Raw genomic sequence first — 22,235 nt, forward strand, 5'->3', positions numbered from 1 at the left:
CATCCGCGCCGCGCCGGCGGGCGGTCAGGCCGTCGCGGCTGCGCGCAGGCGGTGGACGATCTGGTTGTCCTTGCCCTGTACCAGCGGCGTCAGCACGAAGTTGAACTCGATGTCCTGGTACGCATCGGCCTTCATGCCGAGCGCCGTGCCGCCGGTCTTGTCGATCACCGGCGGGATCAGTTCCTCGCGCGTCGCGTACGCGAAGTCGTCCCAGATCAGCGGATCGCCGGCGATGTTGAACTGCGTCGTCAGCTTGCGGTGGTCGTTGCTGTCGACGAAGAAGTGCACGTGCGCCGGGCGGTTGCCGTGGCGGCCGAGGCCGTTCAGCAGCTGCTGGGTCGCGCCCTGCGGCGGGCAACCGTAGCCGACCGGCATCAGCGTGCGGAATTCGTACTTGCCGTCGGCGCCCGTCCTCACCGCGCCGCGCAGGTTGAATTCGGTCTGCGCGCCGGTCGGGTCGAAGTGCGAGTAGAAGCCCTTCGAGTTCGCGTGCCAGCATTCGACCACCGCGCCCGCTACCGGCTTGCCGTCGAGGCCGGTCACCGTGCCGTGGATCACGAGCGGACCCGCGCCTTCGTCCGCGTCGAGGTCGATCTTCGATACGCCGTCGCGCACCGGCGCGCCCGCCACATACAGCGGCCCTTCGATCGTGCGCGGCGTGCCGCCGTCGAGGCCGACCGCCTTGTCCTCGGCGTCCATCCGGATGTCGAGATACTTCTCGAGGCCGAGGCCGGCCGCGAGCAACGCTGCTTCGCCATCCTGACCAAGCTTGTTCAGGTAGTTGACGCCGGCCCACACTTCGTCGGGCGTGATGTCGAGATCGTCGATCGCCTTGAACAGGTCGCCGAGCAGGCGCAGCACGATCTGCTGGGTACGCGCGTTGCCGCCGTTGCCGCCGGCGTTCGACGCGGCCTTCAGCAGATCCTGCACTTCCCGGCTATCGAAAACTTTGACGCTCATGATGATGTCTCCATGTGTATTTAGGGGAATGACGGCTTTGCGTGACTCGGGTTACCGCGCGACTTTCGTCAGCCCGTCGCGGGTGAAACGCCTGACCTTGTCCTCGTCGAGTTCGATGCCGAGACCGGGGCCGTCCGGCACGGTCAGTTCGAAATCGCTGTAATCCAGCGGCTGCGTCAGGATCTCTTCGGTGATCAGCAACGGCCCGAACAGTTCGGTGCCCCACTGCAGGTTCGCGCAACTCGCGAACAGGTGCGCGGAAGCGACCGTGCCGAACGCGCCTTCGAGCATCGTGCCGCCGTACAGTTCGATGCCGGCCGCGTCCGCGATCGCGGCCACACGTTGTGCTGCGAAGAGCCCGCCGCTCTGCTCGATCTTGATCGCGAACACGTCCGCGCCGTGATGCTTCGCGATGTCGAATGCGCTGTCGGGGCCCTGCAGGATTTCATCGGCCATCAGCGCGACCGGGAAGCGGCGCATCAGGCGCGCGAGCGCCGCGGCCGACGCGACCGGCTGCTCGACCAGCTCGCAGCCGGCATCGGCCAGCGCCGGAATCGCGCGCACGGCCTGCGTTTCGCTCCAAGCCATGTTCACGTCGACGCGCACCGACGCGCGATCGCCGACGGCCTTCTTGATCTCGGCCACGTGCCGGATATCCGCGTCCGGCGACTTCGCGCCGATCTTCAGCTTGAACACGTTGTGGCGGCGCAGGTCGAGCATGCGTTCGGCTTCGGCGATGTCGGTGGCCGTGTCGCCGGAAGCGAGCGTCCATGCGACCGGCAGGCGGTCGCGCCGGCGCCCGCCGAGCAGCTCGCCGACCGACACGCCGAGCCGCTTGCCGTGCGCGTCGAGCAGCGCGGTCTCGAGCGCGCTCTTCGCGAAGTGGTTGACCTTCGCGAGCTTGCCGACGAATGCCATCAGCGTCTGGATGCGGGTCGCGTCCTTGCCGACGATCGCCGGTGCAAGGTACGTGTCGATCGCGAGCTTCATCGCCTCGGGGCTTTCCGGGCCGTAGGCCATCCCGGCGATCGTCGTGCCTTCGCCGATGCCCGTCGCGCCGTCGCTGCAGAACACCTTCACGAGCATCAGCGTCTGGCCGTGCATCGTCGCGACCGACAGCTTGTGCGGGCGGATCGTCGGCAGGTCGACGAGACGGGTTTCGATGCGTTCGATGGTGACGGTGGACATGGGGCGCGCTGCGTGTGGGGAGTTCATGGAACGGATTTATACGCGCCGGGCAAATTCACCGTCCAATACTTTTAGGCGTGTTTTTCGATACCTTACAGGTATTGAAATAGGACTGGATACGCGAAATATTGCGATGCGCCATACCTTGTGTGGATAGGTATATGGGCCGGAAGGCTTGATGGCGCGGGTTGCGCGCGCTCGAGCCACTGCTTGCGCGAGGGCGTGACGCGGCGGCGCTCCGAGCCGGGGAATCCGGCCGAAATCCGTGTCCCACCGGGACGGGATCAGGGTTTTCCTGATGGAACAACGGCGTGGTTGGCCTTCCGGATTGCGACTTCGACTTCGGTGAACGCGATCGGCAGGAAATCGGTACGCGGATACCGACGTGCTCGCCGATTCGTGCGGCGACACCCGCTGTTTCGCTCGACGGCGCGCGTCCCTGCCGCCGTGACGGCGGAAACGACACGCCGTTCGCACGGCGGTATCGGAGTGTTCAGTTTCCGCACACGTCGACGCGTGCCCCCACCGGCCGGCGCGGGCACGGCGGGTGGGAACAAACCCGGATGGCTCCGCTTCCTCTCGGCCGCCTACCCTCGCGCGCATGCCGGTCGGCGCAATGCAAGGCCCGATCCGGCGGGTCGGAATTTCCTCAGGAGCGTACATGGATAGCAGCAGCAACACGGCACTGTTCGACGCCGGCGTCTGGCACGGCAAGACTTTCAACGGGCGCTGGCACGCCAGCCCGCACGCGGTCGACGTAATCGAACCCGCGACCGGCAACACGCTCGGCCGCGTCGGCCTCGCGGACGGCGCGGCGGTGGCCGATGCGGCAGCCGCCGCGCATCGCGCGCAGCCCGCGTGGTTCGGCCTGCCGTACGACGAACGCGCGGCCGTCCTGCGCCGCGCGGCGGCCGTCGCGGAAACGCACTTCGATTCGATCGTCGACTGGCTCGTGCGCGAAAGCGGATCGACGCGCGCGAAGGCGTCGTTCGAAACGTCCGTCACGATCAAGGCGCTGCACGAGGCGGCGGGGTTGCCGTCGCGCGCGGCCGGCGAAGTCCTGCCGTCGGCGGCCGGCCGGCTGTCGCTCGCGCGGCGCCGCCCGCGCGGCGTCGTCGGCGTGATCTCGCCGTTCAATTTCCCGCTGTACCTGGCGATACGCGCGGTCGCGCCGGCGCTTGCGCTGGGCAACGCGGTCGTGCTGAAGCCCGATCCGCGTACCGCCGTGTGCGGCGGCGTCGCGATTGCCCGCGTGTTCGAGCTCGCCGGCCTGCCGGAAGGCATACTGCACGTCCTGCCCGGCGACGGCGCGGCCGGCGCCGCGCTGGTCGCCGATCCGAACATCGCGATGATCCAGTTCACCGGCTCCACCGCGGCGGGGCGCAAGGTCGGCGAGGCGGCCGGCCGCCACCTGAAGAAGGTCTCGCTCGAGCTCGGCGGCAAGAACTCGCTGATCGTGCTCGACGACGCCGACCTCGACCGCGCCGTCGCCAATACCGCATGGGGCGCGTATCTGCATCAAGGCCAGATCTGCATGGCGACCGGCCGCGTGCTCGTGCAGCGCGGCATTCACGACCGCTTCGTCGCGAAGCTCGTCGAGAAGGCCCGAAGCCTGCGCGTCGGCGATCCCGCGACCGCGGACGTCGGCCTCGGGCCGCTGATCAATGCCGCGCAGCTCGATCATGCGGCGAGCCTGGTGGACGCAGCCCGTCGCGCGGGCGCGCATGTCGAGACGGGTGGCGGCCATCGCGACCTGTTCTTCGAGCCGACCGTGCTGAGCGGCGTCGCGCCGGGCAACCCGGCGTTCGACGAGGAGATTTTCGGGCCGGTCGCGGTCGTCGTGCCGTTCGATACGGACGAGGACGCCATCGCGCTCGCGAACCGCAGCGAATACGGGCTGTCGATGGCGATCCTGTCCGCCGACGTGGGCCGGGCGCTGAGGATCGGCGAGCGCCTGAACACCGGGCTGCTGCACATCAACGACCAGACGGTCAATGACGAAGTGATCAACCCGTTCGGCGGCGTCGGCGCATCGGGCAACGGCTCGAGCATCGGCGGTGCCGCGAACTGGGAGGAGTTCACGCAGTGGCAGTGGCTGACGATCAAGGGTGAAGCGCCGCCGTATCCGATTTGACAAGGAGACCGAACATGTACACGGAAAACGATTCACGCGTCGTCACCGCAGCCGTCGCGCGCGCGGCCGGCGCGCCCTTCTCGATCGAAACCGCCCGCCTGCGCGCGCCGCGCGACGACGAGGTGCGGGTGCGCGTCGTCGCGACGGGCCTGTGCCACACCGACCTGATCGTGCGCGACCAGTACTACCCGGTGCCGCTGCCGGCCGTGCTCGGTCACGAGGGCGCCGGCGTGGTCGAAGCGGTCGGCCCGAACGTGACGACGCTCGCCGCGGGCGATCACGTCGTGCTCACCTACGGCGCGTGCGGTCACTGCCCGTCCTGTGTCGGCGGTCACGGCGCGTACTGCCGGCACTTCTTCGGGCTGAATTTCGGCGGCGCCGACGCCGACGGGCAGACCGCGATCCGCGACGAACACGGGCAGCCGCTGCACGATCATTTCTTCGCGCAGTCGTCGTTCGCCAGCTACGCGCTCGCGCGCGAGAACAACGCGATCAAGGTGCCGCCGGAAGCGCCGCTCGAACTGCTCGGGCCGCTCGGCTGCGGGATCCAGACCGGCGCCGGCGCGGTGATCCACTCGCTCGCGGTGCGCCCGGGCAGCAGCTTCGCGAGTTTCGGCGCGGGTGCGGTCGGCATGAGCGCCGTGATGGCCGCACGCGTCGCCGGCGCAACCACCATCATCGCCGTCGACATCGTGCCGTCGCGGCTCGCGCTGGCGCTGGAGCTCGGCGCGACGCACACGATCAACAGCAAGGAAGTCGACGTCGTCGACGCGATCCGCACGATCACCGGCGGCGGCGTCGACTTCGCGCTCGAATCGACCGGGCTGCCCGCCGTGCTGTCGCAAGGGATCGAAGCGCTCGGCTCGCGCGGCACGATGGGCGTGGTCGGCGCGCCGAAGCTCGGCACGAAGGCGGAATTCGACGTCAACAACCTGCTGCTCGGCGGCCGCTCGATCCGCGGCATCGTCGAAGGTGACGGCGTGCCGCAGACGTTCATCCCGCAGCTCGTCCAGCTCCATCTGCAAGGGCGGTTTCCGTTCGACCGGCTGGTGAAGTTCTATCCGCTCGACCAGATCAACCAGGCCGCGGAGGACAGCAGCAACGGCATCACGCTCAAGCCGATCCTCCGTTTGCCGCATTGAGCGCGGGGGCGCCGCCCGCTGCCGGGGCCACTCGGCGGCACGCGGCGGCGGCCCCTTTCGTGAAAATACGCCGCTTCGGGCGCCGGGCTATATTACGCATTCGCGCGACACGCCGCGCCGGCACGCCCGGCCCGGACCTTCGACCCTCATGGAGCGCAGCGTGAAGACGGCACCCGAATCCCCCTCGCGGCCGGTCGACCTCGACCGGCTCCGCGCCCGCTTCGCGGCGGGCGAACCGCTGCCGGAAACGGCGTTGCCGGCCAGCGTCGCGCGCTCGTGGCTGCGCTCGCGCGACGCCGGGCTCCGGCCGTGGCAAACCGCCCGCTATGAAATGCAGCGCGAGCTCGACGAATCGCGCGCGGACCGGCGGCTGTACCGCTGCGTCGCGCAGGAAATCGAGCCGCTGTGGGCCGCGTTCGGCGGCAGCGACTGGACGATCTTCTGCGTCAATCCGCGCGGCACGATCATCCATGCGCGGCGCAGCCCGCATTGCGACGACGCGCTGCTCACGCCGATCATCGCCGGACGCCGGATCGTCGAGCCGAACATCGGCACGACCGCGCCGAGCTGTGTGATTCACGACGGCACCGAGGCGGTCGTCGCGGGCGCCCAGCACTATCTCGACGAATTGTCGCGCGTGTTCTGTCTCGCGGTGCCGCTGGTCGGTTTCGACGGGGAAGTGATCGGCGCGCTGGACATCACCGGCGTCGGCCGGCGCAATGTCGTGCAGTTGCGCGAGCAGTTCCGGCATGCGGCGCTGTCCGCCGAGCAGCGGCTGTATGCGATGCTGCGCGACTGCCATCTGCTGCAGGTACAGCACGATCCGCGCTGGCTCGGCACACCGCTCGCGGGCGTCGTCGCACTCGACGAGGCGGGCCGCGTGCGCGCGGCGAGCCGGCTCGCTCGGCAGATGCTCGACCTCGCGCCTGCCGGGCCGATCGAACCGCGCGATCTCCGGCAACTCTTCCCCGGCGCGACGCCCGCGCAGCAGCGTCGTTTGCTGACACCCGCGCGTACGCCGCAGCGAATCGCGCGCGACGACGGCAGTCACGTCTGGGTTCGGGCCGTGCGCGCGCCGCTCGATCGTGCGACGATGCGGCGTCAATCCGATGCGCTCGAAGACGCCGCCGACGTGTGCGGCACCGCGCCGGCCGCCAGCCCGCAGGCAAGCCTGCACGAGCAGTCGCTCGACGCGATCCGCCGTGCGCTCGACGAGCACGACGGCAATGTGTCGGCCGCTGCGCGACAACTCGGCATCTCGCGCACCACGCTGTACGCGAAGCTCAGGCAGCTCGATGCAACGGGAATCACGAACGACGGGCCGCATTGACACTGCGTGCGGCGATGGTGCCTACGCCGCGGCCCGCCTCTCATGCGGCCGCCACGCGAACCAGGCGATCTCGACCACGAACGCGCAGACCACGCCACCGAAGGGTCAGCGGCCAGCCGCTGCGACCGACGCCTGCCATTGCGCGGCCACGCCGGCGTAATCCCTGATCTTGAAAGCCGAGCCGTCCTGGACATGGACCCAGCCCAGCGTCCGGTCTGCCAGCGGCTTGTCGTGCTCGTCCGTCGCGATCTTGACGATCGCATGCGCGCGGATATGCACGAGACCGTCCGGATAGTCTGACGACGGGTTCGCCAGCGTCACCGTCACGAACGGGCCGAGGTCCTGCAGAAGTCGAGCGGCCGGCGGATGGTCGGCCATCAGCAAACTGCCGCCCTTGACGCGATCGTCCACGCGGATGGCCATGCTGTCCGGCCGCCGGTGCGCGGCAGTCGGCAGCGACATCCAGAGCACGTGATCCGGGTTCACATGGACGACATCGGGATCGCCCATGGCGTCGCGCGTTTCAATCCGGGGTATCGGCATGCAGGTCTCCAGTCGATCGTTGGGCACCCGGGCGCGGGTGCGTCGGCCCCATGATGATGCCGCAATATGTCGGCTTTCCACGTGCCCTCCGACGCGGGGCGGCGAACCTCGTCAGGTCCCCATCCGGAGCATGGCGCGGCAACCTTTACCGGCCGGTCGGTGGCGCCGACTCAACCCGGCGCCACCGACTACCCTCGCCACGTTGCCTGCGCCAGCTTCGCCACCAGTTCGTCGTACACCACCCGGATACGACGGGGTATCGGGCCGCGCCGCGGCCGATAGACGTGCAACTTCCACGGTTCGGGTTCGAGGCTGGACAGCAACCGCACCAGGCGCCCCTTCTTGATGTACGGCCGGACGAGATATTCCGAGCACTGGCCGAATCCCAGCCCTGCGCACACGGCGTCGATCTCAGCCTCGGCGTCGTCCGTCAGATAGGCCGGCGACGCGGGCTTGAATTGCTGCTCCGCGCGAAAAATCCACGGCCACGCCCGACCGCTCGCGCGGTCGATCAGGCACGTCACCGGCATCGATTCCAGTGCCTTGAGGTTTTTCGGCTCGCCCAGCCGTTTGATCAACGACGGAGCGCCAACGACCCACATCGGCAACGGCCCGACCATTCGCGCGACGAAGCGGTTGTCTCCGATCGCCCCGACCCGCACGCCGATGTCGATCTGTTCGTCGACCACCGGCGAGGGCACATCCGACAGCCGCAGGTCGGGCACGAGACCCGGATACCGCTGCATGAGATCGGTCAGGACCGGCTGGACATAATGACGCCCCATGCCTGACGGGGCCGTGATCCTGACGACGCCGACCGGCTCGTCGACCTGACCGTTCGCGGCGCCGAACAGCCCGTCGACGGCTGAAAGCGCCGCCTGCGCTTCAAGCGCAAACGACTGCCCGAAGGCGGTGATCCGGATACTGCGGGTCGTCCGGTGGAACAGGGTTTCGCCCAGCATCTCTTCCAGTTCGCGCACCGCGCGCGTCACGACCTGCGGCGACACACCGAGCCGCGCGGCCGCCTCGCGGAACGTGGGCGCCGTGGCCGCCGCGGAAAAGATCTTCAGGATGTCGAGCCGGTTGAGCATGAGGAACCCTTTTGACGCTCGCGAAGAAGCGGTTTCAATTCCCGAAACGGGAATTCTGAATGCGCCATTGTTCCATTTTTTTGCGACCGACGAACGACCACAATGAGCATCAGACGTCGCTTCGACGTGAATGGTCAACCACTTTGGGGAATCTCATCATGAACGCAAGCACACATCCGGCTCAACTCGCGGGCCGCATCGCACTGGTGACGGGTGCCAGTTCCGGCATTGGCCGCGCATCCGCGATCGAACTCGCGCGGCGCGGCGCGAAGGTCGTCGTTTCCGCACGGCGCAAGACCGAACTGGATCGACTGGTCGACGAAATCACGGCCGCCGGCGGCGAAGCGAAGGCCTTCGCCGCGGACGTCGCGAACGAAGACGAGCTCCGCAAGCTGTTCGATTTCACGGTTTCGACCTATGGACGCCTCGACATCGCATTCAATAATGCCGGCACGGAAGGCGTGTTCGCGCCGCTGCTCGAGCAGGATGCCGAACGATTCGACATGGTGTTCGAACCGAACGTGCGCGGCGTGTTCAATTCGATGAAGTACGCGGCCGAAATCATGCTGCGTCAGGGCTCGGGCAGCATCATCAACAACGCGTCGATGGGCGGGCTCATCGGCTTCGAGAATGCGTCGGTCTATATCGCGAGCAAGCACGCGGTGATCGGGATGACGAAGACGGCTTCGATCGAGTGGTTCAAGCGCGGCGTCCGCGTCAACGCACTGTGCCCCGGACTGATCGAAACGCCGTTCCATCATCGCGGCATCTGGCCGTCGGACGATGCGCGGGAGGGCTTTGCCGCAGCGACACCGGCAGGACGGTGGGGGTCCGCCGAGGAGATGGCGACGATCGTCGCGTTCCTCGCATCGGACGATTCCAGCTATGTGTCCGGGCATGCGCTCGTGGCCGACGGCGGCTATTCGATTGCATGACGCCTGAAGCGCGAACCTAGATGCCGTGGCGGCTCATCGTCGCGTAACCGGACCGACAGCGCGAAATGGCAGCGCGCGGTCGGTTCGCGCATCCCGGTTCGCACGGGAAGCGAATGCATCGGGCCGCTGCCGCCTTCACTTCACTGCACGCCGGAGGCCGGTGTCGGCTCCGCCACCGCCCGTTTCGCGTGAAGGCGCAACGCGAGCCACGCGATCCCGACCGCGAACGCGCCGACCACGCCGCCGAAGGTGCCGACCCACGGCAGCCCGAAGTCGCCCGCGATATGGTTGCCGAGCAGCGCACCGGCGCCGATGCCGACGTTGTACAGGCCCGAGAAGATCGACACGGCCAGGTCGGTCCCCTCCGGCGCCAGCTTCAGCACCCACGCCTGCATCGCGAGGCCGAAACAGACGATCGCCCCGCCCCAGACCAGCGTATGCACGGACAGCGTGACGATGTTCAGCGCGCACGGGAACAGGATCAACAGGCAGCCCGACAACGCGACGATCGACGCCAGCAGGAACTTGTCCGGCTGGTGCGGATAGACGCGGTTGAAGCAGACCGCGGCCGGCATGCCGGCGATGCCGAACAGGATCAGCACATACGTGATCCGGCTGTTGCTCGCGTGGTTGACGCTCTGGACGAAGGGCTCGATGTACGTGTACGACGTGAAATGCGCGGACACGACGAGCACGGTGATCGCGTACAGCGCCACCAGCGCCGGCTTGCGCAGAAATACGCCGATGCTGCCGACTGATCCGGCGCCCTGGCTCGGGAGTTCCGGCAGCGTCGCGCGCAGCAGCAGCAACGCGATGCCCGCCGCGCCCGCGATGATCAGGAACGTGACGCGCCAGCCGAACGCCTCGCCGATCACGCGCCCGAGCGGAATGCCGGCGACCATCGCGATCGACGTGCCCATCGCCAGCATGCTGAGCGCACGGCTTTTCCGGTCGCTCGGCGCGAGCCGCACGGCCAGCGGGACGGAAATCGACCAGAACACCGCATGCGCGCACGCGATGCCCAGCCGGCCGACCATCAGCACCGCGAAATTCCACGCGATACCGGTGACGATATGGCTGACGATGAACGCCACCAGCGCCCAGACCAGCAGCCTGCGGCGCTCGACATGACGCGTGACCAGCGTCAGCGGCAGCGACACGACGGCGACGGCCCACGCATAGATCGTCAGCATCAGGCCGACGTCGGTCGGCTGCATGTGCAGGCTGTCGCCGATCGCGCTGAGCAGCGCGACGGGGACGAACTCGGTGGTATTGAAGATGAAGGCGGTGAGTGCCAGGGCCCATACGCCCCACCACGATTGACTGGAACTGACGGCGTCCGGTGTTGCCATACCTGGGATCGACGAGGGTTGGGGGCGCGTACGGCGCGGAAAAGTCCGGCCCGGGCCCGGCCCGGCGCATCGCCGCGATTGTACCAGCGGTGCCTGACTCGTCGCAGCACGGCGCGGCACGTTGGGGCCACGGGACATCGCCATGACATGGCCGCGCGCCGATAATGTGTCGGCAGGATTTTCATCGACGATTCGCTCGAACCCTATCGAGCCAGGAGATTCACATGCGTATTGAAACGTCTTTTCTGTTCGATCTCGACGGCACGCTCGTCGACAGCGTCTATCAGCACGTGCTCGCGTGGAAGGAAGCGCTCGATGCCGAGGACATCGAACTGTCGGTGTGGCGCATCCACCGCAAGATCGGGATGAGCGGCGGGCTGTTCCTGAACCAGCTGCTGCGCGAGACGGCGGGCGACATCGACGCCGAGCGCGTCGAACGGCTCGCCCGGCTGCATGCGGCCGCGTACCAGCGGCTGCGCGCGCAGGTTCGGCCGCTGCCGGGCGCGCGCGAGCTGCTTGCCGCGCTGTCGGGCGCGGGCATCCGCTGGGCGATCGCCACCAGCGGGCGGATGGAAACGGCCGCCATCAATCTCGAGGCGCTCGGCGTCGATCCGGCAAAGAACGTCGTCGTCACGCGCGACCAGGTGAAATATGCGAAACCGGACCCCGACCTGTTCCTGACCGCGGCCGCGCAACTGAACGTGCCGATCGAACACACGGTGGTCGTCGGCGACAGCATCTGGGACATGCTCGCCGCCAGCCGCTGCCGCGCGCTCGGCGTCGGGCTGCTGTCGGGCGGCTACGGCAGCGACGAACTGGAACGTGCGGGCGCGCTGCGCGTGTACGACGATCCGGCGGATCTGCTGTGGCATCTGGATGAAATCGCCGCGCGGCCGTAGACCATCCGCCGCACCGGGGTCGCCTGCGCCGGATTGAGCCCCCCGCGCGCACTTCACGCGGCCGGCACGGCGAACAGCACGCGGCCGGCCGGGTTCACGTCGATTTCGTAGCGGCTGCGGGCAAGGCCGCGCATCGCGGCCGGGGTCGTACCGGCAGACCGCGCGGGTGCGCGGATCGTACGTCGATGCGTCCCGGTCAATCGTCGTCGACGCGCTTGTCGATCAGGTAGCGACCGCGCTCGACACCCGCGCGCAATGCTTCGTTCTCGGTCAGCCATTCGGGGCCGGCGGCCGCCGGCTCGACCAGCTCGATGCGCTCGCCGCCGACATACACCTGCACCTCGTCGCGCCATGCGCCGCTATCGTTGCGCCGCGCCCATACGAGGATCTCGTGGCCGCGATACGGGTCTCGAACCTGTGCATCCTGTTGATGTTGCACGATGGCCTCCTGTGCTTATCTGCGATGACGATGCAAAAAATGCGCGCCGCCCGAGCGCCGCGCGCGCCGGCCGCCCTGCTCGCACGCAGCGTGCCCGGCCGGCACGCGCCTTGCGCCCCCTTGCGTCCCCTTACAGCCCCATTGCGCGTCGAACCGCTACCGGTAAGCGTTTGGGCGAAACGGAAGGAATGCACATCATGATCGGGCACCTCGAACGCGTCGGCCCCCTGCTGCCGGCCGCGCTGCCCGGCACTCGTGATGCTCGCGGCTCGAATGCCGCGTCATCGCGCAGCGTCAACCGCGCACGCTGCGCTCGTCGTCGAGCGTAGCGATCTCACGCTCGGCACGCTGCACGATACACCCGGCGCGCGACGCGTGCGCGTGAAGCGGTTCATCGTCAGGCAGTCGGACGACGATCCGGACACCGACGACATCCCGGCCCCGTTCTCGCGCACGAGCGGACCGGAATTTGCAACGCTCGGCAAGACGCTGCAAAACATCGCCGGCGTGCGGACCTGCCGCCCCGACACTTCGTCAAGGAGCTTCGTGTGACCCAGACCGACCTGCTCTCCTATCTCGTGACGAGCGAACTGGCCGCCCGCATGCGGTTCGGCGGATGGCTCACCATCAGCCAGCGCGTCGGTGCGCTGCGCGCGTGGCTCGCGTGCCATCACGCCGAATGCAGCTGGCTCGACCGGATCAGGATCGCGAGCGCAGCCGCGACGATCGCGCAGGAGATCTACGAGATCGCGGTCACGCACGGCCTCGAAAACGGCGAACGCGTACGGCTCGACGCCCGTTCGCCGGAGCTGCAGGCGCTGCGCGCCCGCTGCGACGTGCTGCTGCAGCGCATCGACGGCGACCGGGACGTCGACGCACGATGATCGCGCCGGACCGCAGGAGCGTGCGGCTCGCCGCCATCGCAACGGCAGGCCCGGACGATGCCGCGGCCGCCGCGCTGCCGCCGGACGACGATCGCGCCGCGGGCGACAGCACGGACATCCGCTCCATCCCGCGCATGTAAGTGCAAGCGGCAGTACAGCGGTCATGTAAAAACGACAGCCCGCCGGCGCCGGCATCCCGCCTGACCATTGCCGCACCGGACTCCACGCGGCAGGCACACGCGTTGCGGCAACCCGGCGTTATCGACCGCCGCCGCCCGCACGCCCCGCGCCATGGACTCCACGCCGACCTTCGCTCCGCATATCTATTTCTGCGACGCTCGCCTCGTCGGGCCGCTCGACGCGTGGGGGCAGACCTGCGCGCATATCGCCGGAATGGGTTTCGATCACGTGCTGGTCGGGTCGTTCTGGGCCGCGAGCGTCGCCGGCTTCCCGCGCCACGTGGCCGATTTCCATCGCCCGGCCCACACGTTCGCGACGCGCGCGAGCGCGCTCGAAACGTTCTCGCGGCTCGCGCAGCTCGCGCACGGCCACGGGCTGCGCGTGCTGCTCGAAGTCGTGCCGGACCGCATCGCGCGCGAGAACCCGCTGCGCGCCGCGCATCCGGGCTGGTACGTCGAACGCACGCACGACGATGCGCTGATCGACCCGCGCGGTACCGCGCACGCGCTGGATGTCGTGCACGCGAACCTCGGCGACGACGCGGCACGCGACGCGCTGTCGGCGTGGTGGTGCGCGCATCTGGCCGCCTTTGCGGACGCGGGCGCGGCCGGCTTCCTGGTCGACGCGCCGCATCATCTGCCGGCCGACTGGTGGCCCGGCTGGCGCGCGGCGCTGCGCCGCGCGCGCCCGGACGCAGCGGTGCTCGCCGGCTTGCCCGGCCATGCGCGCGACGCGCTCGCGCAGCTCGAATCGGCCGGGTTCGATGCGGTGTTCTCGTCGGTGCGCTGGTGGGATCTGCACGCACCGTGGTTCGCCGACGAACACCGGCTGCTGCGGCGCATCGGCTCGCCGATCGCGTTTCCCGATGCGTTCGACGGCCCGCGCCTCGCCGACGACTGGCCCGACGCACCGGACGACACCGTCGCACGCGCATATCGCCGTGCACTGTGGACGGCCGCGGCCGTCGGCACCGGCTGGCTCGCGCCGATGGGCTTCGAGCGCGGCGTCACGCTGCCGCTGATGTCGCGCGACGCGGATGCCGATCGCTACCGCGCCGCGTTCGAGCATGCGCGCTTCGACCTGTCGGGTGCGATCGCCGAAGCGAACGCGTGGCGTCGCGCGACGCCCGTGGCGGCCGCGCGCGGCGAGATCGCGCAGCTGAGCGCGCCCGGTGCAACCGCGACGGTGCTGCTGCGCGGCACGGGGCCGTCGCTCGAACACGACGAAGCGGCACTGCTGATCGCGTTGAATCCCGATCTCAACGCGTCGGTAACGGTCGAACCCGCAACGATCCTGCCCGGCGTGCCGGGCGGCTTCACGCGCATCGTGACGCAGGACGGCACGCAAACACAGCCGCCCACCGCGCTCGACGCCTTCACGCTCGGCCCCGGCGCGCATGCACTGCTGCATGCACGGCGCGCGCCGCCCGTCACGACGCGCGCCGACGCCGCGCGCGAACGCACGGTGCTGTCGGCCGCGCTCGCGGCCGACCGGATCGCGATCGAGCGCGTCGAGCCGTCGGTCGACGGCGGCCGCTTCGCGGTCAAGCGCGTGATCGGCGAACCGCTCGTCGTGCATGCATCGATCTTCTCCGACGGGCACGCGCATCTCGCGGCCGCGCTCCAGTGGCGCGCGGAAGGCGACGACGACTGGCGCGAAGTGCCGTTCGAAGCCGAGCCGAACGACCGCTGGCACGCACGCATCATGCTCGACCGGGTCGGCCGCCACGCATTTCGCGTGATCGCGTGGCGCGACGACTGGGCGTCGCTCGCCGACGACGTCGCGAAGAAACACGCGGCCGGCCAGGACGTGACGCTCGAACTGCGCGAAGCCCAGCTGCTGCTCGCGACCGCGCTCAAGCTCGCCGATCCGGCCGATGCGCGCGCGGTCCCGCACATGGAGCGCCTCGTCGCCGAGTTCAGGGACGCGCCGCCCGCCGAACGGCTCGCGCTGCTCGGCGCGCCGCCGCTGGCCGACGCGTTCGCCGCGCTGCGCTACCGGCCGTTCGTCACGCACGACGAAACCACCTATCGGGTCGACGTCGAGCGCCGCGCGGCGCGCTTCTCGAGCTGGTACGAGATGTTCCCGCGCTCGGCGAGCGACGATCCGCATCGGCACGGCACATTCGACGACGTGATCGCGCACCTGCCGCGCATTCGCGACCTGGGTTTCGACGTGCTGTATTTCCCGCCGATCCACCCGATCGGCACCACCGCGCGCAAGGGCCGCAACAACAGCCTGAAAGCCGGCCCCGACGACGTCGGCAGCCCGTATGCGATCGGCTCGCCCGACGGCGGCCACACGGCCGTGCACCCGCAGCTCGGCACGCTCGAATCGTTCCGCGCGCTGGTCGAGGCCGCGCGCGTTCACGGGCTCGAGATCGCGCTGGATTTCGCGATCCAGTGCTCGCCCGACCATCCGTGGCTCGCCGCGCATCCGGGCTGGTTCGCGTGGCGGCCCGACGGCTCGCTGCGCTTCGCGGAAAACCCGCCGAAGCGCTACCAGGACATCGTGAACCCCGATTTCTACGCGCCGGACGCGCTGCCCGGCCTGTGGCTCGCGCTGCGCGACGCGGTGCTGTTCTGGGTCGACGCGGGCGTGCGGATCTTCCGCGTCGACAATCCGCACACGAAGCCGCTGCCGTTCTGGGCGTGGATGATCGACGACGTGCGCGGCCGCCATCCGGACGTCGTGTTCCTGTCCGAGGCGTTCACGCGGCCGGCGATGATGTACCGGCTCGCGAAGGTCGGCTTCTCGCAGTCGTACACGTACTTCACCTGGCGCGAGACGAAGCGCGAGTTCATCGACTACCTGACCGAGCTGACGGCCGGACCCGCACGCGACTTCTTCCGGCCGAACTTCTTCGTCAACACGCCCGACATCAACCCGCGCCACCTGCAGAACGCGCCGCGCACGCAGTTCGTGATCCGCGCGGCGCTCGCGGCGACGCTGGCCGGTTCATGGGGCATGTACTCGGGTTTCGAGCTCGGCGAATCGGCGCCGCTGCCGGACAGCGAGGAATACGCGAACGCGGAGAAGTACGAGCTGCGCGCGCGCGACTGGAGCCGCGCCGCGCACATCGGTGCCGAAGTCGCGCGGCTGAACCGCGCACGGCGCGATCACCCGGCGCTGCAGACGCATCTCGGCCTGACGTTCGCCGACGCGGACAACGACGCCGTGCTCGTGTTCGTCAAGGCGACGCCGGCGTTCGACAGCGTCGTCGTGGTCGCGATCAGCCTCGACCCGTGGCATCCGCAGGCCGCGAACTTCACGCTCGACGCCGCGCTGTGGCGCGGCTTCGGGCTCGCCGACGGCGAACCGCTCGACGCGCTCGAACTGGATGCCGCGCACGCGCAGACGTGGCGCGGCCATCGCCAGTACGTGTCGCTCGATCCGCACGTGCGGCCGTATGCGATCTGGCGGCTCGCGCCGTCTCCGGGCGCCGCGCGGGCGGCCGCGCCCGGACCGGACGACGCCCGACGACCTTCGGGAGCTCACGGATGATGAAACGCGAAGATTCCCTCGACGACGTGCGCCGCGCGCAGTTCCCGTCGCTCGCGCCGGCCGGCACGCCGCGCCGGCGCCGTGCGCGCCGCCGCGCGCCCGCGCTCTGTGCGGACGATCCGCTGTGGTACAAGGACGCGATCATCTACCAGGTGCACGTGAAGTCGTTCTACGACTCGAACAACGACGGCATCGGCGATTTCCCCGGCCTGATCGCGAAGCTCGACTACATCGCCGAACTCGGCGTCGACACGATCTGGCTGCTGCCGTTCTACCCGTCGCCGCGCCGCGACGACGGCTACGACATCGCCGACTACCGCGACGTGCATCCCGACTACGGCACGCTCGCCGACGTGCGGCGCTTCATCCGCGAAGCGCATGCGCGCGGCATCCGCGTGATCACCGAGCTGGTGATCAACCACACGTCGGACCAGCATCCGTGGTTCCAGCGCGCGCGGCGCGCGAAGCCGGGCTCGATGCATCGCGACTACTACGTGTGGTCCGACACCGACACGAAATACGCGGGCACGCGGATCATCTTTCTCGATACCGAAACATCGAACTGGACGCACGACCCGATCGCCGGCCAGTACTACTGGCACCGCTTCTATTCGCACCAGCCGGACCTGAACTTCGACAACCCGGCCGTCGTGCGCGAGGTGATCCAGGTGATGCGCTTCTGGCTCGATCTCGGCATCGACGGGCTGCGGCTCGACGCGGTGCCCTATCTCGTCGAGCGCGAAGGCACGAACAACGAGAACCTGCCGGAAACGCACGCGATCCTGAAACGGATCCGCGCGACGATCGACGCCGAGTACCCGAACCGGATGCTGCTCGCGGAAGCGAACCAGTGGCCGGAAGACGTGCAGGAATATTTCGGCGACGAGAACGAATGCCACATGGCGTTCCACTTCCCGCTGATGCCGCGCATCTACATGTCGATCGCGAGCGAGGACCGCTTCCCGATCGTCGACATCATGCGGCAGACGCCCGCGCTCGCGCCGAGCAACCAGTGGGCCGTGTTCCTGCGCAACCACGACGAACTGACGCTCGAGATGGTGACCGATTCGGAGCGCGACCTGCTGTGGCAGACCTATGCGAGCGACCGGCGCGCGCGGCTGAACCTCGGCATCCGGCGCCGGCTCGCGCCGCTGATGGAGCGCGACCGGCGCCGCATCGAGCTGATCAATTCGCTGCTGCTGTCGATGCCCGGCACGCCCGTGATCTACTACGGCGACGAGATCGGGATGGGCGACAACATCCACCTCGGCGACCGCGACGGCGTGCGCACGCCGATGCAGTGGTCGTCGGACCGCAACGGCGGCTTCTCGCGCGCCGACCCCGAACTGCTGGTGCTGCCGCCGGTGATGGGCTCGCTGTACGGCTATGACGCGATCAACGTCGAGGCGCAGACGCGCGACCCGCATTCGCTGCTGAACTGGACCCGCCGCATCCTGTCGACGCGCCGTGCGTCGCAGGCGTTCGGGCGGGGCACGATCCGTTTCCTGCGCCCGGAGAACCGCAAGGTGCTCGCGTACCTGCGCGAGCTGGACGGCCACGATCCGGTGCTGTGCGTCGCGAACCTGTCGCGCGCGTCGCAGGCGGTCGAGCTCGACCTGTCGGAATTCGCGGGCCGCGTGCCGATCGAGATGACGTCGGATTCGCCGTTTCCGCCGATCGGCCAGCTCCCGTATCTCCTCACCTTTCCGCCGTACGGGTTCCTGTGGTTCGAGCTGTCCGGGCACGGCCGCGAGCCGTCGTGGCGGCAGCCGCATGCGGAGCCGCTGCCCGAATACGTGACGCTCGTGATGCGGCGCGGCGATACGCGGCCGGACGTCGGGCAGCTGCACGCGCTCGCGCACGACGCGCTCGCGTCGTGGCTCGCGCGGCGGCGCTGGTTCGCGTCGAAGGATCGCGCGATCGGCGATGCATGGCTGAACGTCGTCACGCCGGTGCCGGGCGAAGCGTTCCAGTATGCGGAGGCGTGGGTCTGCGCCAGCGACGGCGGCGTCGAGCGCTATATCGTGCCGCTCGCGGCGGCCTGGGGCGGCGAGACGTCCCAGCCGCTGTTCGCGCAGCTCGCGCTCGCGCGCGTGCGGCGCGGCCATACGGTCGGCTACCTGACCGACGCGTTCGCGCTGCCGTCGTTCGCGCGCGGGATGCTGCGCAAGCTGCGCGACGGCGCAACGGTGCCGACCTCCGACGGCGGCCGGCTCGCGTTCCTGCCGGAGAGCGCGCTCGCCGCGCTCGACCCCGGCGACGACGCCGAAGTGCGCTGGCTCGCGGCCGAGCAGAGCAACAGCTCGCTCGTGATCGGCGACGCGATCGTGCTGAAGCTGGTGCGCAAGGTCGCGCACGGCGTGCATCCGGAAGCGGAAATGAGCCGGCACCTGACGCGCATCGGCTATGCGAACACCGCGACGCTCGCGGGCGAGGTCGTGCACGTCGATCCGGACGGCACGCCGCACACGGTCGCGATCCTGCAGCGCTACGTCGACAACCAGGGCGACGCGTGGACGCGTTCGTTCGACTTCCTGCGGCGCGCGGTCGACGAGCTCGCGCTGCCGGCCGCCGACGAAGACGAAGCGGCCGAGGAGGACGAGGAACCCGAGGCGCTGCTCGGTTATGCGGCGTTCGCGGGCATCGTCGGCACGCGGCTCGGCCAGCTGCACGTCGCGCTCGCGCAGCCGTCCGACGATCCCGCGTTCGCGCCGGAACGCGCGACACCCGATCACGTCGACGGCTGGTGCGTGGACGCGATCGCATCGTTCGAGCGCGCGCTCGACGTGCTGCGCACGCGACTCGATGCGCTCGATACGCTCGATCCCGCGATGCGCGCATCGGCCGACGCGCTGCTCGCGTCGCGCGACGCCGCCGTGCGCGCGCTCGGAGAACTGGTGCCGCGCACGCTCGACGCGCAATGCACGCGGATTCACGGCGATTTCCACCTCGGCCAGGTGCTCGACGTGCAGGGCGACGCGCTGCTGATCGACTTCGAAGGCGAACCGGCGCGCCCGCTCGAACGGCGCCGCGCGAAATCGCATCCGCTGCGCGACGTGGCCGGCTTCCTGCGCTCGCTGTCGTATGTGAGCGCGACCGCGCAATTCGCGATCGAGAAAGCGCCGCCGCAGGCGGCCGGCCGCAAGCGCGCGCTGTTCGACCGGTTCGGGCAGGCCGCCGCCGACCGCTTCGTCGAATGCTATCGCGCGGCCGCCGCGCTCGCGCCCGCACGCTTCGTCGACCCGCGTTATGCCGATCGCCTGCTCGCGCTGTTCCTGATCGACAAGGCGTCGTACGAGCTGTGCTACGAGGCCGCGAACCGGCCCGACTGGCTGAGCGTGCCGGTCGGCGGGCTCGCGGCGCTCGTCGAGCGCCTGCTCGACGACGGCAGCGCGCCCGAACCCGGAGGAACGCGATGACCGACACGCTGTTCGAACAGGCCGACATCGATGCGCTGCTCGCCGGCCGCCATCCCGATCCGTTCGCGTGTCTCGGCCCGCACGGGCAGGCCGACCGGATCGTCGTGCGCGCACTCTTGCCCGGCGCCGAACGCGTGCGCGCGCTGTCGCCGGACGGCGACGAACTCGGCGCGCTCGCGTGCGTCGACCGCGCCGGCTGCTTCGCCGGCACGATCGCGCACGACGGCGGAATTCCCCATTACCTGCTCGCGATCGACTGGCCTGACGCGCGGCAGGTGACCGACGACGCGTATGCGTTCGGCACGCTGCTCGACGACGCCGCGCTCGCGCGCTTCTCGTCCGGCGATCCGGCCGCCGTGCTCGACTGCCTGGGCGCGACGCCCGTGCGCATCGACGACACCGACGGCGTGCGCTTTGCGGTATGGGCGCCGAACGCGCAGCGCGTGTCGGTGGTCGGCGATTTCAACGGATGGGACGGCCGCCGCCATCCGATGCGGCTGCGGCGGCCGTCGGGGGTATGGGAGCTGTTCGTGCCGGGCATCGGCGCGGGCGAACGCTACAAGTACGAGCTGCGCGCGGCCGACGGGCGCGTACTGCCGCACAAGGCCGATCCGTGCGCGCGCGCGACGGAAGCACCGCCGCGCACGGCGTCCGTCGTCGCCGACGTCGCGGCGCTCGACGCGTTCGCGTGGCACGACGACGGCTGGATGCATGCGCGGCCGCACGCCGACCGCTACCGCGTGCCGTGGTCGATCTACGAGGTGCATGCGGAATCGTGGTTGCGCGTGCCCGAGGAGATGGACCGCAGCGCGACGTGGGACGAGCTGGCGGAGCGGCTGATTCCGTACGTGCACGGGATGGGCTTCACGCACGTCGAGTTCATGCCGATCGCCGAATACCCGTTCGGCGGCTCGTGGGGCTACCAGCCGCTCGCGCAGTTCGCGCCGTCCGCGCGCTTCGGGCCGGTCGACGGCTTCGCGCGGTTCGTCGACCGCGCGCATGCGGCCGGCATCGGCGTGATCGTCGACTGGGTGCCCGCGCATTTCCCCGACGATCCGCACGGCCTCGCGCAGTTCGACGGCACCGCGCTGTACGAGCATGCCGACCCGCGCGAGGGGCTGCATCCCGACTGGCACACGTGCGTGTTCAACGTCGGGCGCACCGAGGTCGGCGCGTTCCTCGTCGCATCGGCGCTCGCGTGGGCGCGCCGCTATCACGTCGACGGCATTCGCGTCGACGCGGTCGCGTCGATGCTGTACCGCGACTATTCGCGCAACGAAGGCGAATGGGTGCCGAACGTGTACGGCGGGCGCGAGAACCTCGAATCGGTCGCATTCCTGCGCATGCTGAACGACACGCTGCACGGTGCGGCCGCGCCGCCCGGCGTCGTCACCGTCGCGGAGGAATCGACCGCGTGGCCCGGCGTCACCGCGCCGACCGGCGACGGCGGGCTCGGCTTCGACTTCAAGTGGAACATGGGGTGGATGCACGACACGCTCGCGTATCTGCGCGAGGACCCGATCCACCGCCGCTATCACCACGACCGGATGACGTTCGGGCTCATCTACGCGTTCTCCGAGCGCTTCGTGCTGCCGCTGTCGCACGACGAGGTCGTGCACGGCAAGGGCTCGCTCGTCGCGAAGATGCCGGGCGACGCGTGGCAGCGGCTCGCGACGCTGCGCGCGTACTTCGGCTTCATGTGGGCGCACCCCGGCAAGAAGCTGCTGTTCATGGGCAGCGAGTTCGCGCAATGGGCCGAGTTCGCGCACGACTCGACGCCGCACTGGGACCTGCTCGACGCGCCCGCGCATCGCGGCGTGCAGCGGCTCGTGCGCGACCTGAACCGCGCGTATGCGGCCGAACCCGCGCTGCATGCGCTCGACTGCCACGCGGCCGGCTTCGCCTGGCTGATCGGCGACGACCGCGACAACAGCGTGTTCGCGTTCGCGCGCCGCGACGATGCGGGGCACCTGGTGGTCGCGGTCTGCAACTTCACGCCGGTGCCGCGCACCGGCTACCGCGTCGGGCTGCCGGCGCCCGGCCAATGGCGCGAACGGATGAACACCGACGCCGCGTCGTACGGCGGCACCAATGCCGGCAACGACGGTGCCGTGTGGGCCGAGGCCGTGCCCGCGCACGGCGAGGCGTGGTCGGCAGCGCTGCGCCTGCCGCCGCTCGCGACGCTGTGGCTGAGCCCCGCCTGATTCCCCGCCCCTTCGACACGGAGATATCCGC

Annotated in this window: 17 protein-coding genes and 1 pseudogene; 11 read left to right on the forward strand and 7 right to left on the reverse strand. The window is 69.5% G+C overall.

What is annotated here, in order from left to right; all coding sequences use genetic code 11:
• Window positions 1–24: 24 nt before the first annotated feature.
• Window positions 25–960: a catechol 1,2-dioxygenase gene (gene catA, locus MRS60_RS33455; protein ID WP_243566957.1), complete on the reverse strand. Its 936-nt coding sequence runs from the start codon at window positions 958–960 to the stop codon at window positions 25–27.
• Window positions 961–1,011: 51 nt separating this feature from the next.
• Window positions 1,012–2,148 (reverse strand): muconate/chloromuconate family cycloisomerase, encoded by a 1,137-nt coding sequence (locus tag MRS60_RS33460; RefSeq protein WP_243566958.1) that lies wholly within the window; start codon window positions 2,146–2,148, stop codon window positions 1,012–1,014.
• A 661-nt stretch (window positions 2,149–2,809) separates the two neighbouring features.
• Here MRS60_RS33460 and MRS60_RS33465 point away from each other — a divergent pair.
• The 3 genes from MRS60_RS33465 (at window position 2,810) to MRS60_RS33475 (ending at window position 6,754) form a co-directional block, all read left to right on the forward strand.
• Window positions 2,810–4,282: a benzaldehyde dehydrogenase gene (locus MRS60_RS33465; RefSeq protein ID WP_243566959.1), complete on the forward strand. Its 1,473-nt coding sequence runs from the start codon at window positions 2,810–2,812 to the stop codon at window positions 4,280–4,282.
• Window positions 4,283–4,296: 14 nt separating this feature from the next.
• Entirely contained in the window at window positions 4,297–5,424 is a 1,128-nt protein-coding gene (locus MRS60_RS33470; RefSeq protein ID WP_243566960.1) for an NAD(P)-dependent alcohol dehydrogenase, read from the forward strand.
• Between the two features lie 160 nt (window positions 5,425–5,584).
• A complete protein-coding gene (locus tag MRS60_RS33475) occupies window positions 5,585–6,754 on the forward strand; it encodes a helix-turn-helix domain-containing protein (protein WP_243566961.1) in 1,170 nt (389 codons plus the stop codon).
• Between the two features lie 105 nt (window positions 6,755–6,859).
• Here MRS60_RS33475 and MRS60_RS33480 read toward each other — a convergent pair whose 3' ends face one another.
• A complete protein-coding gene (locus tag MRS60_RS33480) occupies window positions 6,860–7,378 on the reverse strand; it encodes a hypothetical protein (protein WP_131949590.1) in 519 nt (172 codons plus the stop codon).
• Between the two features lie 107 nt (window positions 7,379–7,485).
• Window positions 7,486–8,388 (reverse strand): LysR family transcriptional regulator, encoded by a 903-nt coding sequence (locus MRS60_RS33485; protein WP_034184437.1) that lies wholly within the window; start codon window positions 8,386–8,388, stop codon window positions 7,486–7,488.
• Window positions 8,389–8,546: 158 nt separating this feature from the next.
• On the opposite strand from MRS60_RS33485, the gene MRS60_RS33490 reads away from it, so the two are divergent.
• A complete protein-coding gene (locus MRS60_RS33490; protein WP_243566962.1) occupies window positions 8,547–9,323 on the forward strand; it encodes an SDR family NAD(P)-dependent oxidoreductase in 777 nt (258 codons plus the stop codon).
• A 140-nt stretch (window positions 9,324–9,463) separates the two neighbouring features.
• Here MRS60_RS33490 and MRS60_RS33495 read toward each other — a convergent pair whose 3' ends face one another.
• Window positions 9,464–10,675: a sugar transporter gene (locus tag MRS60_RS33495; RefSeq protein ID WP_243566963.1), complete on the reverse strand. Its 1,212-nt coding sequence runs from the start codon at window positions 10,673–10,675 to the stop codon at window positions 9,464–9,466.
• Between the two features lie 224 nt (window positions 10,676–10,899).
• Between MRS60_RS33495 and MRS60_RS33500 the strand changes: the two genes are divergently transcribed.
• Window positions 10,900–11,574 (forward strand): HAD family hydrolase, encoded by a 675-nt coding sequence (locus tag MRS60_RS33500; protein WP_243566964.1) that lies wholly within the window; start codon window positions 10,900–10,902, stop codon window positions 11,572–11,574.
• Window positions 11,575–11,627: 53 nt separating this feature from the next.
• Here the strand turns inward: MRS60_RS33500 and MRS60_RS33505 are convergent, their stop codons facing one another.
• Complete coding sequence (locus MRS60_RS33505; RefSeq protein ID WP_243566965.1) at window positions 11,628–11,774, reverse strand: hypothetical protein; 147 nt, start codon at window positions 11,772–11,774, stop codon at window positions 11,628–11,630.
• A complete protein-coding gene (locus tag MRS60_RS33510; RefSeq protein WP_034184441.1) occupies window positions 11,771–12,013 on the reverse strand; it encodes a DUF6566 family protein in 243 nt (80 codons plus the stop codon). The genes MRS60_RS33505 and MRS60_RS33510 overlap by 4 nt, the downstream gene beginning before the upstream one ends.
• A 268-nt stretch (window positions 12,014–12,281) precedes the next feature.
• Here MRS60_RS33510 and MRS60_RS33515 point away from each other — a divergent pair.
• From MRS60_RS33515 to glgB, 6 genes and pseudogenes are all read left to right on the forward strand, one after another.
• A pseudogene (locus tag MRS60_RS33515) lies at window positions 12,282–12,565 on the forward strand (MgtC/SapB family protein); the annotation flags it as partial.
• Window positions 12,562–12,897: a hypothetical protein gene (locus MRS60_RS33520; RefSeq protein WP_034184442.1), complete on the forward strand. Its 336-nt coding sequence runs from the start codon at window positions 12,562–12,564 to the stop codon at window positions 12,895–12,897. The pseudogene MRS60_RS33515 and the gene MRS60_RS33520, both read left to right, overlap by 4 nt.
• Window positions 12,894–13,037, forward strand: a complete 144-nt coding sequence (locus MRS60_RS33525) for a hypothetical protein (protein ID WP_181152246.1) — start codon at window positions 12,894–12,896, stop codon at window positions 13,035–13,037. The genes MRS60_RS33520 and MRS60_RS33525 overlap by 4 nt, the downstream gene beginning before the upstream one ends.
• Window positions 13,038–13,188: 151 nt before the next feature.
• A complete protein-coding gene (locus MRS60_RS33530) occupies window positions 13,189–16,581 on the forward strand; it encodes a maltotransferase domain-containing protein (RefSeq protein ID WP_243566966.1) in 3,393 nt (1,130 codons plus the stop codon).
• Complete coding sequence (treS, locus tag MRS60_RS33535; protein ID WP_243567440.1) at window positions 16,581–20,000, forward strand: maltose alpha-D-glucosyltransferase; 3,420 nt, start codon at window positions 16,581–16,583, stop codon at window positions 19,998–20,000. Before MRS60_RS33530 ends, treS begins: the two co-directional genes overlap by 1 nt.
• Window positions 19,997–22,204: a 1,4-alpha-glucan branching protein GlgB gene (gene glgB, locus MRS60_RS33540; RefSeq protein WP_243566967.1), complete on the forward strand. Its 2,208-nt coding sequence runs from the start codon at window positions 19,997–19,999 to the stop codon at window positions 22,202–22,204. The genes treS and glgB overlap by 4 nt, the downstream gene beginning before the upstream one ends.
• Window positions 22,205–22,235 lie beyond the last annotated feature (31 nt).

It is taken from the genome of Burkholderia pyrrocinia, from assembly GCF_022809715.1.
GTDB classification, from domain to species: domain Bacteria; phylum Pseudomonadota; class Gammaproteobacteria; order Burkholderiales; family Burkholderiaceae; genus Burkholderia; species Burkholderia pyrrocinia_C.